The following is an 18365-nucleotide window of genomic DNA, read 5'->3' on the forward strand; positions in this document are numbered from 1 at the left end:
AATGATTAAACTCGTTATGTCATCGTATCATAATTTGTTCTTCTTTTAAAATAATTTGAAGTTTTCCTCTATATAACGCTCCCACGGCGGATTCAATTGCACTTTTACATCTCATTTGCTCATTTCGAGCTCCCACGGCGGATTCAAAGGTAGTTTTACGCGCTTTGACCAGGTCAGCCCCACCCATAACTAACTTTTTAGACCTATTCAACCTAATAATACGAAGGGGCTGTCCCATCTGTAGAATTAATCTACTTTAGGACAGCCCGCTGGTCTCCACAAATCAATGTTCAATTCGCTGTTCAATTGAAATTCAATTCAAATTCAATTCTTACTGTTGAGCAACTGCCTCTTCTACTTCGGCCTGTGCTGCTTCCAGTGCTTGACCGAGATCGTTAATCAAATCGTTCAAATGCTCGATCCCAACGGAGAATCGGAGTAGCCGGTCATCAACCCCCACCGCATCACGTATTTCCACCGGAATGTCAGCGTGCGTCTGAACGGCTGGATAAGTCATAAGCGACTCAACGCCGCCGAGGCTCTCTGCGAAAGCAATTAATCGGATATGGCGGAGTAGAGGCTCCACGTATCTGGCATCTTTTACTTTAAAAGAAAAGATACCCGTATTGCCCGAGGACTGGCGGTTTTGCACATCATATCCCGGATGATCCGGAAGCCCCGGATGGAATACTTCCGCAATCGCATCGTGGTCCATCAGATAATGAGCCAAGGCCAAGGCATTGCTCTCATGCCGCTCCATGCGAAGCGCCAGTGTCTTCATTCCTCTCATCAACTGATAGCTGTCAGAGGGGCTGAGCACGGCTCCAATGGAGTTATGCAGAATAGCCATTTCAGCTGACAAGGCTTCCCCCTTAGTCACGATAAGTCCAGCCAATACATCGTTATGTCCGCCCAGGTATTTCGTTGCACTGTGAACTACAATATCCGCTCCAAGCTCAATCGGCCGCTGAAAGAAAGGTGTCAGCAACGTATTGTCCACGATGGTGAGCAACTTATGCTGGCTGGCCCACGTACACACAGCCTCGATATCGGTAATCATCATTAATGGATTGGTGGGTGTCTCAATAAATACCGCTTTTGTATTAGGAAGACGTACCTCCTCCAGCGCATTTAGATCATTGGTATCCACATAGGATGCGGTAATTCCAAATCTGGACAATATCCGTTCCAGCAGCCGGTACGTCCCCCCGTAAAGATCGAGTGAGACGATCAGATGATCCCCTTGGCTGAATAAGGCAAACACGGTTTGCAGCGCAGCCATCCCGGAGCTGCACGCAAACCCGGCGTCGCCGGATTCAAGTTCAGCAGAAACATTTTCCAATACGGATCTTGTCGGGTTCTTGGTACGAATATAGTCAAAGCCGGTGCTTTGTCCGAGTCGTGGATGGCGGAATGCAGTGGATTGATAGATGGGATAATTAACGGCCCCCGTTGCCGGGTCTTCCTGCGAACCGATTTGAGCCAATCTGCTTTCAATTCTGAGTTTCTCATCCATGTTATATTAAACCTCCTGGGTATTTTCTAAGTATCCATCTCATTTAAATCATAGGACCAATATCGTAAGGAGTTTCTTGATATACGTAGTAATTAAGCCAATTGGCAAACAATAAGTTAGCATGGGCACGCCAGACTGCGGGCGGTGTCCGCTGCGGGTCATCTTTCGGATAATAATGTTTTGGTAATGGCACTTCCATCCCTTTAGCTACATCACGGTCATACTCCCACTTCAGAGAGAAAGGATCATATTCTGAATGACCGGTTACAAAAATCTGTTTGCCATCATGGGTAGCTACTAAATAGATGCCTGCCTCTTCTGATTCTGCAAGAATCTGTAATTCAGGTATAGCTTCTATATCCGCTCGGGAGACATCTGTATGTCGAGAGTGGGGAACATGAAATAATTCATCAAACCCGCGAAGCAGTTTTACGTTATTGGATGTAACCGTGTGTGGGAATACACCGAAGCATTTCTCATCCAGGCTTTCTTTACGAACACCGAAGTGATGATATAATCCTGCCTGTGCAGCCCAACATATATGCATTGTCGAAGTAACATTTTGTTTACTCCATTCAAAAATCTTTTTCAACTCTTCCCAATAGTTAACATCTTCGAAATCCATCTGCTCTACCGGAGCACCCGTGACAATCAGGCCGTCAAAACGGCGTTCGCTAATCTCATCAAAGGTTTTATAAAAGCTTTCCAAGTGCTCAGCCGATGTGTTCTTGGAGGTATGGGAACTAGGATGGAGCAGAACTACATCCACTTGGAGCGGCGAGTTACCGATCAAACGCAGAAGCTGTGTTTCCGTAGTCTCTTTTGTAGGCATCAAATTCAGAATAGCTATACGCAAAGGGCGTATATCCTGGTGAAAGGCCTGGCTTTCGTCCATCACAAAAATATTTTCTCCGGATAAAACCTCTTTGGCCGGTAAACTGTCGGGAATTTTAATCGGCATTAGCTTCTCACTCCTTAGCTGAAATTGGATACCGCAAAACGGCTCCTGGTATAACAAAAAGACCCTTCTCAACAGAGAGAAAGGTCATATTTACAGTCATATGCGCCTCTCTCATCTGCCAGAATAACCTGCCTGACGCATGCGCCACACAAGTTTCCGCAAGAATTAGCACCGTGCGTTTACACGCCGGTTGCCGGGTTTCATCGGGCTAGTCCCTCCACCTGCTCTTGATAAGATTAAGCAATATTTAATTAAATTTCGTTAGAAATTACTTTAAATCATGAACCTAACTTTCGTCAAGCCCATACAATGCATTAGTACTATAAAAAACCTAACAATTTGTCTTGAAAGAGGCATATCTCGGCGTTATACTAGACAAGTGTTTCATACCCGAACGAACAGAAGAGGTGAGATGAAGATGGAAGGCGACCCGAGCTCGCAGATAAGCGTACAGACTGAACAACCACACAGGATTAACATCAGCTTGCCGGCGGCGGGAGCAGTACTTCTTCATGCCTTTGGAATGTTATTCGGCCCTGTTTCCTCTTAGTGACCCGGCCAAGCTGATTTTTTTCTGTGCTATTATTAGCATCCCTTGGAGAAGACTAGGGACAGAAGGAGTGAAATCAGATGAAAATCCGGCTGGTAAATGCAGGGGTTTTTACACAGATCGACGATATTGAAGCAACATTGACCGCTCCGGCGGAAGGGTTTTATTGGATTGACGCAGATTTGGAGGATTTAGAGCATCTTCAGCCTCTTTTTAATCTGCATGATCTGGCTGTAGAGGATTGCCTCAGCGAAGAGGATCAGCGTCCGAAGATCGAAATTTACGAGAGTCACTATTTCATAGTGGTAAACAGTATCCGATTTGATGATGAAGAAATATTCCTTCGAGCACTGAACGTGTTTCTCGGAAGACATTATATTATTACCGTTACCCAACAAAAAATTAATGAACTGCGTATCCTGAAGCCTATGCTCTGGGAGCAGGAGGTTAGCGAACCTGACCGGTTCCTGTATTTGCTCATTGACCTTGTCGTGGATAACTACTTTTCCGTCGGCGACCGGATTGAAGCGCGAATCGAGAAACTGGAAGAGGATATCCTCATGCATACCAAGAAGTCGCACCTCAGTGAAATTATAGGTCTGCGAAGCGAAATCCTATGGCTGAAGAAGATGCTTGGACCGCAAAAAGAAGTTATAAATACTCTTAATAAAAAAGACCTCCGCCTGATCGATGATCAGTTGCAGAAGTATTTTAGCGATATATACGAAAATGCGGTAAAAATTTCTGAAACCTTTGAAACGTACCGCGATCTGATGGGCAACTTACGTGAGGCCTACCAATCCAGTATCGCCAATCGTGCCAATGAAATTATGAGAGTATTTACAGCCATAACCACGATTTTCATGCCCCTGACCGTTATAACAGGTATATATGGGATGAACTTTGATAATATTCCTGAAATTCATACGAAATATGGTTACTTCGGTGTAATTGGAGCCATGGTAACGCTCGGCTGTGGAATGCTTGTTGTATTCCGCAAGAAAGAATGGCTATGAGCGATATTGAACGATTTAGTAAAAGACGAAGGACACCCAGCCCTCAAGGCAAGGGTTCCTTCGTCTTTTTGTTTGGGATAAATTAATAATTAGCTGCAATTGCCGAGACATCTGTATATTCACGCCGGAAACGAATGCGGATTAGACGGAGACGTTCATAATAAAGATCCAGACCCCCCGGTGCGGTAAATTCATTTCCGTACACTTTGTACAAAACAGGCTTCAGAAAAACATCCCCAAGTTCAACGTACGCATTCCAAACCTCTTCCTGCTCGTTTTGCGGCATTCTGCCCAGCTCCTGCACAATTAGCTTCTCAACAGAATAACCGTCTTTCTCTAGTTCCTCTACCGCCTCTAAGAGATCACGACGACTGACACCGCATTCCTCTTTGAGCTGTTCCATATCCAGTCCGCATTCAATCCCTTGAAGCAGCAGTCTACGCATCCTTAACCGTTCCAACTGCTTCTTGTATTTAAGCTCCTTCTGCTTATACAACCAAGAAACAAAGGACTCGTCATCAATCTCATTATGTACCCAGCTCAGCGGAAATTGATGCTCTCTTGGTGCTGCTGAGGTAATCGCAAGCCAATCGGTTCCATATTGAGCCGCTTTTCCTTGACCTACTCCGGGCAGCTGCAGCAATTCCTCTGGTGTATAAGGCAGAAAGGTACTTAGGAGCCTTAATAATCGATTGCTGGCCAAGATATAAGGAGCCTTCCGCTCACTCGAAGATCTTCCTCGACGCCAGGCGCACAACTCTTCATAGATCTTCTCATTCCCGTGCTGCTCACTGTAAAATTGCAGTTTCAAATGTTCGGTATTCCGATTTGGAAGACTGTCCTCCTCATGAAAGATGCCCTCGATTAAAGGGCGGTACCCTTCTCCCATCTTTACGGCAAGTTCATGCCTGTACACACAGAGCATCTCACTCCAAGAGCCGCCTTCATACCAAATGTTGTCCACCGTTTCCTCCGCGATCGAAAAGTCCTTCCAACCTAGGCTCCAGACTCCCTCTTCTTCTCCGATCCAGAGCTGGGCGAACAACTCCTGATCACTGCTGGCATTCTTGGACAACCGATTCATAAATACAATTTGCATATTTATCCCTTCCTTTCGTAGTCAGACAGTACAAAAAAAAGCACCTCTCTCACTATAAACGTGAAAGAGGTGCTTCCTCATTAATTACTATACTGTTAAATTCTACAATACCATATATTACCGAACAGTCAATCCTTTTTATACTACTCCTGGACAAGTGCCAGCTTAGCCAAACCTATCGCACCGGACAAACCGGCATTATCCCCAAGCTGCGGAGAAACAATATAATTATTGATATCCGTGTTCAAAGCCGGATGCTGTACATAACCCTGCAGCAACTCCTGAAGCTTGGTCCGAATCAGCGGGAACAGGTGGCTTTGCTTCATGACCCCGCCGCCCATAACTATTTTTTGCGGGGATAAAATTAATACGTAGCTCATCAGCGCATGAGCAAGGTAGTGAGCTTCCATTTCCCATGCAGGGTGGTCTATTGGCAGTTCAGCTGCCGGTTTGCCCCACCGGCCTCCAATGGCCGGTCCCGCTGCCAAACCTTCCAGACAGTCGCCATGATAAGGACAAAATCCCGCATAGTTATCATCCGGATGACGGCGCACAACAATATGCCCCATCTCAGGATGAGACAATCCGTGAACGAGCTTGCCGCCTACAACAGCACCTGCTCCGATACCCGTACCAACCGTTATATAAAGACAGCTGTCCAATCCTTGTGCAGCTCCCCATGTATACTCACCTAGCGCGGCTCCGTTAACATCGGTATCAAAGCCGATAGGCACGTTAAAATGCTCAGCAACAGCACCTACGAGATTATACTGCCCCCAGTGCGGCTTAGGTGTTGTTGTGATGTACCCATAAGTAGGACTGCCGAGAACCGGATCAATCGGTCCGAATGAACCAATGCCGATAGCTTCTACATCCTTGCCTTTAAAATATTCCAATACCTGCCCCATCGTTTCCTCCGGAGTTGTTGTGGGAAAGCTGACCCGGTCCATAATCGTACCGTCCTCTTTTCCAATCCCGCATACAAACTTAGTTCCTCCGGCTTCAATTGCTCCCAATAACTTCATTAGAAATTAACCCCTCCCGTATGTAGACGGGAAAGTACTTTCCCGCATTATTAAACCCACTCTACAATAGCATTTTTCTAACGGATAGACTATTGAATAAAGTGACAAAAAAAAGTTCAAAACCAAAATCAGTAGTTGACCGTTTGTGAAACAAGCCGCTACGGGTTCGCACATATAGTCAACCTTTGATTTTAAGATTGGGCCCAAAAAAGCGTACCTAAAATCACAAAGATTCCCGGTACGCTCTTATAGACCTAACTTTAGCCCAAATCCCCAAGCTCAATCTGGACAATTCCGCGCTCATCCCGGACCGCTGCAATTAAATGCATGAGGCTATCGAACTCCAATTCCCGGAACTTGCGTGTTGCCGTTTCTCTTTGCAGTTCCCATAGACATTCGGTCAATGTACAGACAATCGGCACATCGCAGCGGATTTCTGCAAGCTCACGCGACAAATGCAGCATGTCCAAGTCGGCCTCAATCTTTGCCCGAACACCTTTTGGCAGCAGATGAAGATTCTCAATAACACCTTCAACGTTGCCGTATTCTGTCAGCAGCTTAAGGGCTGTTTTCTCACCGATTCCTTTAACGCCCGGATAATTATCGCTTGTATCACCCATGAAGCCCTTTAGATCAATGACTTGAAGAGGGGTTAATCCTCTCTCCTCCAGCAATTCCGCTGGATCATATACTTTATAGTTAGAGCGGCCTTTTTTCATAATCACGACCTTAACTCTATCATTTACCAGCTGCAACATATCGTGGTCACCGGTCAAAATATAGACCTCAGACTCCTCGCTGAAACAAGAAGCCAAGGTTCCGATACAATCATCTGCCTCAAACCCTACAAGTCCCACGTTAGGCACACCCAGCTCCGCTACAACCTCTTTTACTAGCTCAAACTGCGGGATCAGCTCCAATGGAGGCTCGATACGGTTCGATTTGTAGCCATCGTACTTTTCAGTGCGGAAGGTACCCTTGCCCATATCCCAGCAGCATACTACGTGTGTGGGTTCGAAGGTGGATACTGCATCAAAGAAATATTGTAAAAATCCGTATACCGCATTCGTCGGCAATCCGGCTTTGGTCTTGCGAATATATCCTCCATAAGCAGAGGCGTAAAAGGCCCGGAACAGCAGCGCCATTCCGTCAACAATCATAATCCGGCTTGATGTCTCTGGTGCCATGTGCAACCTCTCCCTTGTTATGATTTGGGTTAAACTTTACTCCAAGCTTGTGCGTATTGCTCTTCCTTAAACCCTACGGTAACCTTCTGTCCATCGGTGACAATCGGACGTTTGATAAGCATACCATTGCCCGCCAGCAGTTCAAGTTGTTCCTGCTCGCTAAAACTCGCCAGCTTATTCTTGAGGTCCAGAGATCTATAAACGTCTCCGCCTGTATTAAAAAACTTTTTCAGTTCATGTCCGCTGTTCGCGACCCATGCACGCAGTTCCTCGACGCCGGGCGGCTGCTCAACAATATGTTGGAGTTGAAGCTCATGACCCTGTCCCTGCAGCCATTTCACGGCGCTGCGGCAGGTGCTGCATTTGGGATAGTGGTATATTGTAAGTTTGCTCATAGTTTCTCCTTCTGGGTGGTGATTACATGTCGCTACGCTTGCGAATTATTCCTCCGATCGCTGTTATCCTCAAATTTCCTGATTTAAACCACTATTCGTGGTAAAAATTTGAGGATAAAGGCGACCACTGCCGTTTCTCCAGAACAATTTCGCCTACTTCACTCTAGATCACCACAAACAGTTACACCTATTCTCAAGCTAGGGCGTGTTGCAGCTTATCCTCGAGCGCTGCCATGTCGGGCGGCAGCGGAGCTTCGAAGATCATATCTTGCAGGAGCACAGGATGCTTGAACGCTAGCCGCACAGCATGCAGCGCCTGACGGGGGATGGCTGCATCCAGTTCAGACACCACCTGCAACCGCTCCGCTTGAGCAGGGGTTGGCTCTGAGAATCCGTACAGCTCGTGGCGATACATACCGTCCCCAATCAAAGGACAGCCGATTGAGGTCATATGCACACGAATTTGGTGGGTGCGTCCACTTTCGAGCTTCAACTCGACACGCGAGCCGTGGGCATAGGTTTTCTTAACCTCGTAACGGGTTAAAGATGGATAGCCGTCTGGCGTCACAATGCGCCGATGGGGTTCATCAGGGTCACGGTCAATCGGCCCGTCTATATCGCCCTTAGCCTCAACAGGAACACCATGAACAAAAGCGGCATAACGCTTGTCCACAGTACCAGCAATCATTTGCTCAGAAATATGCTGGTGGCTGTATGGGTTCTTAGCAATAACAATGACACCGGAGGTTTCCTGATCAAGCCGATGTACCGGCCGGAAGCGAAAGCGCTCCTGCTTCTGCTTCCAATAGTAGACTACGCCGTTAGCAAGTGTGTCCGTATAATGTCCATGCGTGGGATGTACAATAATACCTGCTGCCTTATTAATAACAAGCAAATGCTCATCTTCGTACAGAATATCAAAAGGAATCGGCTGGGGCAGAATATCTTCTGATTCCTCAGTCTCCATCCGAATTTGTACGGTATCCCCGGCTTTGACACGTACGCTAATATAGACACGCTCTCCGTTCAGGGTAATCCCCTGTTCTGTTTGCTTTAGACGGGACAACAGCTTGCGGGATACATCCATCCGTTTATGCAGTATGGTTTTTAGCAGCCAATCGTCCTCGGCTGGTGGAATGATATAGGTAAGCGGTGAGTAATAACTGATCATATTAGTTACGGAACACCTTTGCGCTTCGTACATACTCTACGTCTGCGATTCCTGCACGGTGATTAGCTGCCCGAGCAAGGGAGAAGAAGTAATCCGACAACCGATTAAGATAAGTAACCACTTCCGGATTAATATCCACGCTGCGTCCCAGTGTCACTGCACGCCGCTCCGCTCTGCGGCAGACCGTACGGCAGATATGCAGGATGGATGACAGTGGGTTGCCTCCTGGCAGGATAAAACGTTCAATTTTCGGATTCTCTTCCTCAAGACTGTCGATCCAGCCTTCGAGCCTCTCAGCCATCTCACTTTTAACTTTATACTTAGCCTCACTAATCTCCACAAATGCCAGATCCGCACCGCAATCAAACAACTCATGCTGAATTTCCAACAGTTGTTCCCGGACATCAGCCAGATTCTCGTCTTCCATTAAGCTTCTAGCTTGCCCCACAAAGCAGTTCAGCTCGTCAATCGTCCCATAGGCTTCTACACGGACATCATCCTTACCTACTCGTCCTCCAATGACAGAGGTCTCACCTTTATCTCCCGTACGTGTATAAATCGCCATGGTTTATCCTCCTCTAAGGGCTTAAGGAATTTATCTCTATTCCATCATTGCCTTTATTGCCTTAACACTTTGATCCATGTTATCCGTGGAAACCGCAACCGTAACAAACAATTCTTCAGGCGCGTAGCCCGTATCCTTGAACATTTTCAGCTTGGAAGCAGGGATCGCATATAAGTGCTTTTCCTGTCTCAAGTCATCTTCACCCTCAACAGAAATTCCGCCTTCAAAGACACCTTCAGGGTAATCATCAGGTGAGAAATAAGCATCCAACGGTAGGTTCGCACCATTTTTACCATAAATAACAGCGTCCTCTTTGGACAAAATCACAATGTCATTCGCTCCAGCTGCATACTCCACCATTAACTTCTGTAAGTTGTATATGCCCATCGCATTGAACTCCACTTTAAGGTCGGGACCCAGCTTGTCCTTCAGGCCCTTTTCCATAGTCTCGCCGATGGTACTCGGACTTCCGGCTTTATCCATCATAAATATTGTAACCGTGTTCTCATCACTGCCTCCACAACCTGAAATCAAGGTCATAAATACGAGGAGTGCAGCAATAATACCGCCCTTTCGCTTTCCTGTCACCGTTCTTCCCCCTTAATCCTAAAAAAACATATAATAATAGTTTAATCCTTCTTATAGGAAGAAGGCAACTACAGACCTCTGTTTGAACCAGCTCTACACCTGCCAATTTATCCTATAGGTCATTATCTGCCCGCTTTTGGTCTGAAATCATAAAAAAGAGAACCCCTTAGGATCCTCTTATAAGCACTGGCAGCTAGTTCCTGCGCGGGCCCTCTTTCATATATTCATTTATCTTTAGATCCAGTAAACTGCTGATTTCAATTACATTATCCGAGGTGAGTGACTTCTCCTGCAAAAAAAGCTGCTCCATCTTATGGCGGAGTATCCGAATTTCATCTTCCAGAGAAAGTCTGCGCTCAGATGATTCGCCCTTGGAGGTTCGTTTCCCGTTACCTGAGAAAAATTCCCCACCATAGGAAGGTAAGTAATAATCGGCAATAAGCACAATCATCCCTCCTAAAAAGTATTATTATAAGCGAGTGTCATAGAATACATCAGAATAAATCCAGCTTCCAGACAACCGCATTGTTCCCAGAGTAAAACACCCTATAAAGGGCAAAATTACTTCCAAAGTAAAATAATACCATGAAGTGAGGAGATTTGCTATAGTACTATTTTCGTTATTATGCTCTTTCCTGTTCCAACTGCCTTACGAAAGCACCGATACGTTCCACTGCTTCATTCAATTGTGATACCGAAGTAGCATAGGAGCAGCGTAAATAGCCCTCACCGCCCAGTCCGAACACACTTCCTGGTACAGCCGCCACCTTGTACTCACGCAGCAAACGCTGGGCAAATTCATCAGAGCTCAGCCCGGTTGCCTGAATACTCGGAAAAGCATAAAATGCCCCTTGCGGCTCATGGCATTCCAGCCCTGCATCCCTTAGTCCCTTGACAATCAATCGGCGTCGCTGGTTATAAGAATCCGCCATTCGGTCTTTTTCCTCCATGCCATTGGTCAATGCCTCCAACGCTGCCACTTGACCCATAGATGGTGCACACATGACTGTATACTGATGAATTTTAAGCATAGCTGAGATCAAATCCGGATGACCGCAGGCATATCCCATACGCCAGCCTGTCATAGCAAAAGCCTTGGAGAAACCACTGACAAGAATCGTTCGATCCTTCATTCCCGGTAAGGAAGCGAAGCTCACGTGGTTACTGCCATACGTTAACTCCGCATAGATTTCATCGGAAATAACGATTAGATCATGCTTTTCAACTACCTTAGCAATCGGTTCCCAATCCGCCCGTGTCATAATGGCTCCAGTAGGGTTGCTCGGGTAACAAAGAATCAGGATTTTGGATCGAGGAGTAATCTTGGCCTCCAGCCCCTCTGCAGTAAGCTTGAAGTTATCCTCACCAAATGTCTCAATGCCGACCGGAATTCCTCCGCCAATAGCTGTAATAGGAGAATATGAAATATAGCAGGGTTCAGGAATCAGAATTTCATCCCCAGGTGCAATAAGTGCACGTAAAGCCAAATCAATGGCCTCACTGCCACCAACCGTAGCAATAATCTGATCTTCAGGGTTGTAATCGACAGCGAAGCGGGTGTGCAGATAGTTGGCAATACCTTCTCTTAGTTCGGGCATACCTGCATTGGAAGTGTACCCCGTAAACCCTCTTTCGAGTGAATAGACGCATGCTTCCCTAACGTGCCAAGGTGTCTTGAAATCAGGCTCCCCTACACCCAATGAAATAATATCCTTGCTGCCTGCCGCCAGATCAAAAAACTTGCGGATACCCGATGGCTGAATTTGTTGTACCAACGGGGCCAAATAAGAATTCATCGATTTATTACTCTCTGCGGCAAGCTGTGTTTTATTCGTGATCATATTCTAACATCCTTTACGGAGAGATCATCAGGCGGTTGTCTTCTTGGTGCTCCTCGAAAATGATCCCGTCTTGTTTGTATTTTTTAAGTGTAAAGTTTGTTTTAGTAGATAATACCGCATCAATAGGTGAGAGCTTCTCGGATACAAAATTAGCAACTTCCCTCAGATTGCGTCCCTCTACTTCTACCAGCAAATCGTAAGCGCCGGACATCAGATAGACAGATTTAACTTGGGGGTACAGATATATCCGTTCGGCTATGCCTTCAAAACCGCGGCCTCTTTCAGGGGTAATCTGCACCTCAATCAATGCAGTCACTCTCTCGTCGTCCACCTTGTCCCAGTTGACAACTGTGGCATATTTGACAATCACATGTTCTTTCTCCATTTGTTCTATGACCATCTTCACATCTTCTTCTTCCGCTCCTAGCAGCGTGGCCATTAGCTCGGTTGAGCTTCTCGCGTCCTCCTTGAGCAGTTCCAGCACTTTCCTCTTCAATTCATTCATTTCGTTCATGCCTTCCCTCCGGGATTGTTCGCATCTGACGTATACGCAAATTACCTGCGCCGCCCGCGAAAAGATTTATTACTAATATGACATGAAAATGGCATCTCTGCAAACAAGAAGATGCGTTTTAATTTCATTATTAAAATAAATTTTACAGCAAAAACCGCCCATTCTCCGGATCATCCGGTTCGAATAGGCGGTTTTATTTGAATCCTGAAGGGTTACATATAATAAGAAGTTGTCACATTAGGCTGATGCACGGGCACATTCGGCGCCTGAGCGTATTGCTCTGTTCCGCTTGCTTTTTGCTGCACGAATTGCTGGCTTTTTTGCTGGGTTTGCTGTGCAGATTGAAGCTGCTTATCCAAATCGTAACGCAATGCTTTGGCTGGTGGGGAATACATGTTCATTTGGCCCATTTGTGTGTACAGATTACCCTGAAGCCGCAGCGTATCCATGGTAAGTTCATTAAAAGCCTGTCGTACAGACGGGCAATTAGATTCTGTGGCAGCTGTCGTATATTCCTTAACCGTCCGCTTTAAGTCAGCCAAAATTGTATTTAGCAAATCAGCGTCGGGCATAAATGCTGTTCCGTTTTGTGGGTTCACAGTATTACCTCCTTAAGTTTTTTGTGGAGATTATTGCGGTTGTGTCGGAGCATATTGCTGATGCTGCTGAATTAACTGCGTTAGGGTATTCAAATGGTTCGAATGACTTTGAAGGTTCTGCATGCAGATTTGACGTACGTTAGAATCCTGAGTCGTTCCCGCAGTGGCGGCCAATTGCTTGATCAACAAATCCTCATTCGAGATGGAATCAGCGATGTAGTCCAGTTCTTTTCGGGTGAGCGGCTGCATTTGTGTGGATTGTTGCATGTCTTTAATCCCTCCTTATGTGGTGGTTCAAACAGGGTTTAGTATTTCGCGAAAACCCCCTTTTTATGTGTTCGTAAAAACCTCAAAAAGCTGAAATGAAATGGAATGGACATAAAACGTATGGCGGAAAAAAAACCTGCAAATACTAGTTCCCAAGCTGCAAAGGAGAGAGCCATTTATGAATTTAATCAGCGGGCAGCTGCCCTGGAATCATACATTGCCGAACCCACCCGCTTATAAATCCCTACAAGAGGATGCCTATTGTGACTGCCTGGTGGTAGGAGGTGGAATGGGAGGTGCCGCTGCTTCTTATCAGCTATCCCTGAACGGTGCAGATACGATCCTAATCGAAAAAAGAGCGGTAGGCAGTGGCAGTACTCACGCCAACACAGGCGTGCTCCAGATCTCCAATGACAAATCGCTTACTTCCTGCATGAATACCTTCGGGGAGAAGCAGGGTGTTCTGTTTTATAACTTGTGTCGTGAGGCTTTACAGGGAATTAACAAACTGAAGGATCATCTGGATATAGATCCATATATCTTTCCCCGAAGCAGTCTTCTCTTTGCCAGTTCACCGGAAGATGTCCCTGCTTTACGGGAGGAATATGTGAATCTGAAAACTCATGGCTTTGACACTGAGTTCTGGGAGGAGAGCAACATCGCATCCCTCTACTCCTTCTCCAAACCTGCGGCACTGTATTCCGCGGGTGATGCCGAAGTCAATCCATTCCGACTGGTTCATAGCCTTATTAACAAAGCATTTTCCCGGGGAGTCCGTATCTATGAGAACACGGAAGCCATGCGTTATGAATTTAAAGAAGATGGAGTCATTTGTCATACCCGAGTTGGCCGAATATTTGCGAAGAAGATTATATTTGCCATGGGTTACGAAACCCAGGAAATGAAAAAAGATCGGGGAGCTTTATTGATCAACACCTATGCTGTCATGACTCGGCCTTTGAAAGAGTTCCCCAAATGGCATGAACGCAGCTTCATTTGGGAAACCGCCCGGCCCTATCTGTATTTCAGAACGACTCATGACGGACGTATTATTGCAGGGGGTAAAGATGAGGAATTAACCGATCCGGAAGAACGTGAAGTCCGAGTCCGTACACAAGGCCGGAACCTGCTTACCGAAATTGAGAAGCTTTTTCCGGAGAGTAAAGGTGTAGAACTGGAATATTCCTGGGGTGCCGTATTCGGAACAACCCATGACGGACTTCCCTATATTGGACCTCACCCGAAATATCCACATTGCTATTTTATAGAAGGTTACGGAGGCAATGGGACAGTCTACAGTATGATTGCTGCAGAATTGTTAACCGATACTCTTGCTGGAAAATACCGGCCTGAGCTGGATTTATTCTCACTGACCCGGTCTGCAAAGCCTTCGCCTTTGGATAACAGCTAAGAATATAGATAACAGAAACAGCCTCCTCGCTGGACTAGGGGCTGTTCTCACTTACTATTTTATAAGACCTTCTATGATCTCATTTCCTTTAAGAGTTACTCGGTACATATACACCGGTCTGCCTACCGAACCATAACTGGTTTCCATAGACAACACTCCGATTTCCGTCAAAAAAGCTAAATATTTACGTACGGAAATACGTGAAATTAAGGATTTAGCTGTAAGTTCTTCCGTGGAGAATGCTCCCTCTGACAACGTCGTGATGATAGACCACATGCTGCGGAGAGTTCCTACAGTAAGTCCTTTAGGTAAAGCAGGACTGCCATCCTCAGGCTCTTGCCTGTACCGGAGCAGCTTATCGAGCTCTTGCTGATTAAAGTTCTCCCCCTTCTTCATTAGGAAATAATTTTCTCTGTAAGCAGTCATCGCCGCTGCAAAACGTGAAAATTCAAAGGGTTTAATAAGGTAATCAACCGCGCCGAATTGCAACGCCTTTCGGATACTTATGTTGTCGCTGGCTGCCGAAATAACTATCGCGTCAACCGACTTAGCCTGCTGGCGAAGGAAGGACAACAACTGCAGTCCGTTCGTATTTTGCATATATACGTCCAGCAGAATTAGATCCACCTCAAGCTCTTCTATTAATTCAATAGCTTCATCCCCTGATGCTGCCCAACCTACACTTTGGAATCCTTCGATTTGCTCAAGATAGTGCTTGTTAAACTTCGCCACCATAGGATCGTCTTCCACGATCAATACTTTTATGATCATTAGGCATCATCATCCTCTACAATGTATGGCACTTCTACAATAAATTCAGTCCCATGCCCTTCCGTAGTATGAAGTGTCAAATGCCCATTCATTCTATTCACACTTCTCTGGACAAGATATAACCCCATCCCCCGATCTTCACCTTTTGTGGAGAACCCTTGCTCATATATTTCCTTACGGATGGATTCAGGAACCCCTGAGCCATTGTCGATCACAGTGCAGATTAAACGGTCTGTTTGGTAATGAAATGCCAGATGAATTTCCTTATTATCGGTTTCGTTCAAAGCATCCATAGCATTATCCAGCAGGTTACCGACAATTGTAATCAGCTCGTGAATAATCTCCGAACCCTTTGCACTTGGTAAATAACAATCCTCTGCCAGAATCAGTTGTATTCCCGCTTCACGGGCTCTGCTTAATTTACCAAGCAGAAATCCAGCCATCACAGGATCCTTAATGTGTCTTGTTATTGACCCGATTTCATTCTGGTAGTTGTTCACAGTTCCATAAATATAGTGCTGCAGATCCTCATACAATCCCATATGGGTCATGCCCATTATAACATGCAGCTTGTTCATAAATTCATGAGCTTGACCCCTTAAGGCTTCCGCATAAAGGGACACACCGGATAATCGTTCGGCAAGATGGGAAATCTCAGTCTTGTCCCGAAAAGTAACGATAGCACCAACAATAGCACCTTTCACCCAAATAGGGAGACTATTAGCCAATAGTGTGGTTCCGTTGAGGTCAATCTCCTCGTCTAGCTTCGCAACACCAGAGTTCAGCATGTTTTCCAGCCGTAGAGTCGGCCAGTATTCACTAACAGGCTGCCTTAATGCCTCCCCCTTAATACCGGCTTGTCTTAGCAGTCGCTCCGCTTCCAGGTTAATTAACGTTATATTCGCGTTGTCGTCAATCGCCAGTATGCCTTCACGTGTTGATTGAAGCATAGCACTTCGTTCCTCAAGCAGCTTAGATATCTCGGATGGCTCCAGCCAGAGCATCATCTGTTTAATTCTGCGTGCCAGCACTATGGCGCCAAGTGCACCGAGTAGAGCCCCTGATAACAGGATCGCGATAATGGTCCATTCATTGTGTGAAATAATGCGGTGTACCTTTTCCAAGGAGAGTCCAACTACAACTATACCCACCTGATAACCTCTTCCATCGTAGACGGGCACAAAAGCACGGATTGATTTCCCTAGGGTACCCTCACCTTCGGAGACACTCTCTTCTCCGCGCAGGGCGATATCCTGCCCTCCCCCTGCAAAGGGCTTGCCCACATAGGAAGCATCGGGATGAGAATAACGAATGCTATTCATGTCAATCACTACCACGAACATAATATCGTTGGGGCGAGTAATCCTAGTTGTGTAGGCCTGGATCTCTTCGCTTCTACCTTGAATCAACCCATCTGATATCAAAGGCATCATTGCAATCGTTCTGGCGATCGTTATAGCCTTATCCTCCAGATTTTGACGAGTCTGAGGGATAATCTGATTCCTGAAGATGACATATAGCAACAGCAGGACAAGCGTAACCACAGAGCACACCATAATGGTAATGCTTGTACGTACGCCGTAAATTCGTTTTCTTTTGAACAAGAAATGATTCTCCCATGTAAAAAAATGATTTAGTTGACCCGCCCCTCATGCGTCAAACCCGGTCCCTGTCGTGAGGCAAAACCCTGCGTAAAAACAGCCAGCTCCCCACCGGAGCAACCCCAAGACCCAGCAATAACAAGGTTATCGTGAGTGATGACTCGCTTGCTGACAGAACGGCTATAAATATTAAGGTGCCGGCAACTCGGCCTACCATTAAACTAAGCTCACGGAGGATTACGAGCTCAACTCGCATACCCACACTTTTTTTGGACTCTCCCATGAGATCAAAGCTGGTTGATACCATCGGCAGCATATAGAGCGGGATGAAGAGTGAGGTTCCTATACCCATAATTAGGAGGGTACCGAAAGTAACCTTCCACAGCAACGGGGCAATGACAACCACCAGCATAATACTCCCCACCAGCATGCCTACCGAGCGGAACTTTGGCTTGAACCATTTTCCGGCCGCCCAATAACTGACTAGAGATACCGCAGAGGTGATAAGCATATATTGACCCAGTTTGCTTTCTTCCTTGGCAGCTATGTATACGAGCAATCCAATCAGAAATGAGAATACGCCCTCCCGCAGCCCTTGAAAAACAAGGCTCATGGTGGCTGGCCGCCAATGACTCTGTTTATTCTGAAGCTGCTTTAACGGCTCAAGCCACTGGTAAACTCCTTCAGTTTTACGCTTTTTAAGAAAGAAACTTAAGACAACAGCAGATGCATATATACAGAGTGAGATTATAAAGACTACGCGGTAGCCCCTCTCACCATGCAGGTAGGAGATCAACCACCCTGACAACCAGGGACCAATAATGCCTGTTAAAGATCCCAGCAAACCGATCCAGCCATTAAAATAATCACGATTCCCGGCATCTGTAATTTCAAAATACACAATATTAAAAGCCAGCCAAAACAAACCAATGGCTATGCCCAGAAGACATCCAAGCGGCCAAATATAATACACAGCCTTACTGCCTATCCATAACACAAGCATATAAAAAAGGCCCGATACGGCAATTCCGAGCCGTAGGGCATTCATTTTGTTATGTTCTTTAACCCATTTCCCTGCAAGCCAAAAGCTAAGTCCCAATGCTAACTGCTGAGCCAAAGTGAACCAGCCGATCATGAAATAATCCTGGCGGCTTTTCCATAAGTATACATTCAAAAAAGTTCCAGACAATGCGCTCGCCAGCACGAATAATCCATTCACTGCTAATAGCAGCAGCGCTTGGCCTTTCAGTGAGGCCTTCATCGAATTCCCCCTTTATATAGACATGTT

The 18365-nt window shown here is 46.0% G+C and carries 19 protein-coding genes and 1 riboswitch; of the genes, 2 read left to right on the forward strand and 17 right to left on the reverse strand.

The features are described 5' to 3' along the window. Positions 1-331: 331 nt before the first annotated feature. Together PWYN_RS03595 and metA are read right to left on the reverse strand one after the other, a co-directional pair. On the reverse strand, positions 332-1516 hold the full coding sequence (locus PWYN_RS03595) for a PLP-dependent transferase (RefSeq protein ID WP_036648632.1): 1185 nt from the start codon (positions 1514-1516) through the stop codon (positions 332-334). A 43-nt stretch (positions 1517-1559) separates the two neighbouring features. Next, positions 1560-2477, reverse strand: coding sequence for a homoserine O-acetyltransferase MetA (gene metA / locus PWYN_RS03600; RefSeq protein WP_036648634.1), 918 nt, complete (start codon positions 2475-2477; stop codon positions 1560-1562). 108 nt (positions 2478-2585) lie between these two features. After that, positions 2586-2714: riboswitch (SAM riboswitch) on the reverse strand. 393 nt (positions 2715-3107) lie between these two features. On the opposite strand from metA, the gene corA reads away from it, so the two are divergent. After that, entirely contained in the window at positions 3108-4043 is a 936-nt protein-coding gene (gene corA, locus PWYN_RS03605) for a magnesium/cobalt transporter CorA (RefSeq protein WP_036648636.1), read from the forward strand. Positions 4044-4125: 82 nt separating this feature from the next. On the opposite strand, the gene PWYN_RS03610 is transcribed toward corA, so the two are convergent. The 12 genes from PWYN_RS03610 to PWYN_RS03665 form a co-directional block, all read right to left on the reverse strand. Continuing rightward, positions 4126-5142: an HRDC domain-containing protein gene (locus tag PWYN_RS03610; protein WP_036648639.1), complete on the reverse strand. Its 1017-nt coding sequence runs from the start codon at positions 5140-5142 to the stop codon at positions 4126-4128. 143 nt (positions 5143-5285) lie between these two features. After that, the gene (locus PWYN_RS03615; RefSeq protein ID WP_036648641.1) at positions 5286-6167 is read right to left on the reverse strand and encodes an ROK family protein; all 882 of its coding nucleotides are present in this window, start codon (positions 6165-6167) and stop codon (positions 5286-5288) included. A gap of 260 nt (positions 6168-6427) precedes the next feature. Next, positions 6428-7354: a 5'-3' exonuclease gene (locus PWYN_RS03620; protein ID WP_052087726.1), complete on the reverse strand. Its 927-nt coding sequence runs from the start codon at positions 7352-7354 to the stop codon at positions 6428-6430. Between the two features lie 29 nt (positions 7355-7383). Continuing rightward, positions 7384-7749: an arsenate reductase family protein gene (locus PWYN_RS03625; RefSeq protein WP_036648644.1), complete on the reverse strand. Its 366-nt coding sequence runs from the start codon at positions 7747-7749 to the stop codon at positions 7384-7386. A gap of 193 nt (positions 7750-7942) precedes the next feature. Continuing rightward, a complete protein-coding gene (locus PWYN_RS03630; RefSeq protein WP_036648646.1) occupies positions 7943-8920 on the reverse strand; it encodes an RluA family pseudouridine synthase in 978 nt (325 codons plus the stop codon). A gap of 1 nt (position 8921) precedes the next feature. Further along, the gene (locus tag PWYN_RS03635; RefSeq protein ID WP_036648648.1) at positions 8922-9485 is read right to left on the reverse strand and encodes a cob(I)yrinic acid a,c-diamide adenosyltransferase; all 564 of its coding nucleotides are present in this window, start codon (positions 9483-9485) and stop codon (positions 8922-8924) included. 36 nt (positions 9486-9521) lie between these two features. After that, positions 9522-10073 carry a type 2 periplasmic-binding domain-containing protein gene (locus tag PWYN_RS03640; protein WP_052087727.1) on the reverse strand — a complete coding sequence of 184 codons (552 nt, stop codon included), beginning with the start codon at positions 10071-10073 and terminating at the stop codon, positions 9522-9524. A 193-nt stretch (positions 10074-10266) separates the two neighbouring features. Then, positions 10267-10518 carry an aspartyl-phosphate phosphatase Spo0E family protein gene (locus tag PWYN_RS03645; protein ID WP_240479674.1) on the reverse strand — a complete coding sequence of 84 codons (252 nt, stop codon included), beginning with the start codon at positions 10516-10518 and terminating at the stop codon, positions 10267-10269. A 178-nt stretch (positions 10519-10696) separates the two neighbouring features. Next, complete coding sequence (locus tag PWYN_RS03650) at positions 10697-11914, reverse strand: aminotransferase class I/II-fold pyridoxal phosphate-dependent enzyme (protein ID WP_036648652.1); 1218 nt, start codon at positions 11912-11914, stop codon at positions 10697-10699. Positions 11915-11927: 13 nt separating this feature from the next. Further along, a complete protein-coding gene (locus tag PWYN_RS03655) occupies positions 11928-12428 on the reverse strand; it encodes an Lrp/AsnC family transcriptional regulator (protein ID WP_036648655.1) in 501 nt (166 codons plus the stop codon). A gap of 212 nt (positions 12429-12640) precedes the next feature. Then, positions 12641-13027 (reverse strand): spore coat protein, encoded by a 387-nt coding sequence (locus tag PWYN_RS03660; protein WP_157261078.1) that lies wholly within the window; start codon positions 13025-13027, stop codon positions 12641-12643. A gap of 30 nt (positions 13028-13057) precedes the next feature. Beyond that, positions 13058-13294: a hypothetical protein gene (locus tag PWYN_RS03665; RefSeq protein ID WP_036648658.1), complete on the reverse strand. Its 237-nt coding sequence runs from the start codon at positions 13292-13294 to the stop codon at positions 13058-13060. Between the two features lie 178 nt (positions 13295-13472). Here PWYN_RS03665 and PWYN_RS03670 point away from each other — a divergent pair, with 178 nt between their 5' ends. Further along, on the forward strand, positions 13473-14705 hold the full coding sequence (locus tag PWYN_RS03670; RefSeq protein ID WP_036648661.1) for an NAD(P)/FAD-dependent oxidoreductase: 1233 nt from the start codon (positions 13473-13475) through the stop codon (positions 14703-14705). A 54-nt stretch (positions 14706-14759) separates the two neighbouring features. Here PWYN_RS03670 and PWYN_RS03675 read toward each other — a convergent pair whose 3' ends face one another. From PWYN_RS03675 to PWYN_RS03685, 3 genes are read right to left on the reverse strand one after another with little or no spacing between them, the layout of a single operon-like run. Beyond that, positions 14760-15473 (reverse strand): response regulator, encoded by a 714-nt coding sequence (locus PWYN_RS03675; RefSeq protein WP_036653144.1) that lies wholly within the window; start codon positions 15471-15473, stop codon positions 14760-14762. 2 nt (positions 15474-15475) lie between these two features. Beyond that, entirely contained in the window at positions 15476-17080 is a 1605-nt protein-coding gene (gene dcuS, locus PWYN_RS03680; protein ID WP_240479675.1) for a DcuS/MalK family sensor histidine kinase, read from the reverse strand. 52 nt (positions 17081-17132) lie between these two features. Beyond that, positions 17133-18338, reverse strand: coding sequence for an MFS transporter (locus PWYN_RS03685; RefSeq protein ID WP_036648664.1), 1206 nt, complete (start codon positions 18336-18338; stop codon positions 17133-17135). Between the last annotated feature and the right edge of the window lie 27 nt (positions 18339-18365).

The organism is Paenibacillus wynnii, assembly GCF_000757885.1.
In the GTDB taxonomy this organism is placed as follows: domain Bacteria; phylum Bacillota; class Bacilli; order Paenibacillales; family Paenibacillaceae; genus Paenibacillus_AQ; species Paenibacillus_AQ wynnii.

Coding starts and splice junctions, on each gene's coding strand:
- PWYN_RS03595 (WP_036648632.1), bottom strand. CDS start 1,516: ATGGATGAGAAACTCAGAATTGAAAGCAGATTGGCTCAAATCGGTTCG.
- metA (WP_036648634.1), bottom strand. CDS start 2,477: ATGCCGATTAAAATTCCCGACAGTTTACCGGCCAAAGAGGTTTTATCC.
- corA (WP_036648636.1), top strand. CDS start 3,108: ATGAAAATCCGGCTGGTAAATGCAGGGGTTTTTACACAGATCGACGAT.
- PWYN_RS03610 (WP_036648639.1), bottom strand. CDS start 5,142: ATGCAAATTGTATTTATGAATCGGTTGTCCAAGAATGCCAGCAGTGAT.
- PWYN_RS03615 (WP_036648641.1), bottom strand. CDS start 6,167: ATGAAGTTATTGGGAGCAATTGAAGCCGGAGGAACTAAGTTTGTATGC.
- PWYN_RS03620 (WP_052087726.1), bottom strand. CDS start 7,354: ATGGCACCAGAGACATCAAGCCGGATTATGATTGTTGACGGAATGGCG.
- PWYN_RS03625 (WP_036648644.1), bottom strand. CDS start 7,749: ATGAGCAAACTTACAATATACCACTATCCCAAATGCAGCACCTGCCGC.
- PWYN_RS03630 (WP_036648646.1), bottom strand. CDS start 8,920: ATGATCAGTTATTACTCACCGCTTACCTATATCATTCCACCAGCCGAG.
- PWYN_RS03635 (WP_036648648.1), bottom strand. CDS start 9,485: ATGGCGATTTATACACGTACGGGAGATAAAGGTGAGACCTCTGTCATT.
- PWYN_RS03650 (WP_036648652.1), bottom strand. CDS start 11,914: ATGATCACGAATAAAACACAGCTTGCCGCAGAGAGTAATAAATCGATG.
- PWYN_RS03655 (WP_036648655.1), bottom strand. CDS start 12,428: ATGAACGAAATGAATGAATTGAAGAGGAAAGTGCTGGAACTGCTCAAG.
- PWYN_RS03665 (WP_036648658.1), bottom strand. CDS start 13,294: ATGCAACAATCCACACAAATGCAGCCGCTCACCCGAAAAGAACTGGAC.
- PWYN_RS03670 (WP_036648661.1), top strand. CDS start 13,473: ATGAATTTAATCAGCGGGCAGCTGCCCTGGAATCATACATTGCCGAAC.
- PWYN_RS03685 (WP_036648664.1), bottom strand. CDS start 18,338: ATGAAGGCCTCACTGAAAGGCCAAGCGCTGCTGCTATTAGCAGTGAAT.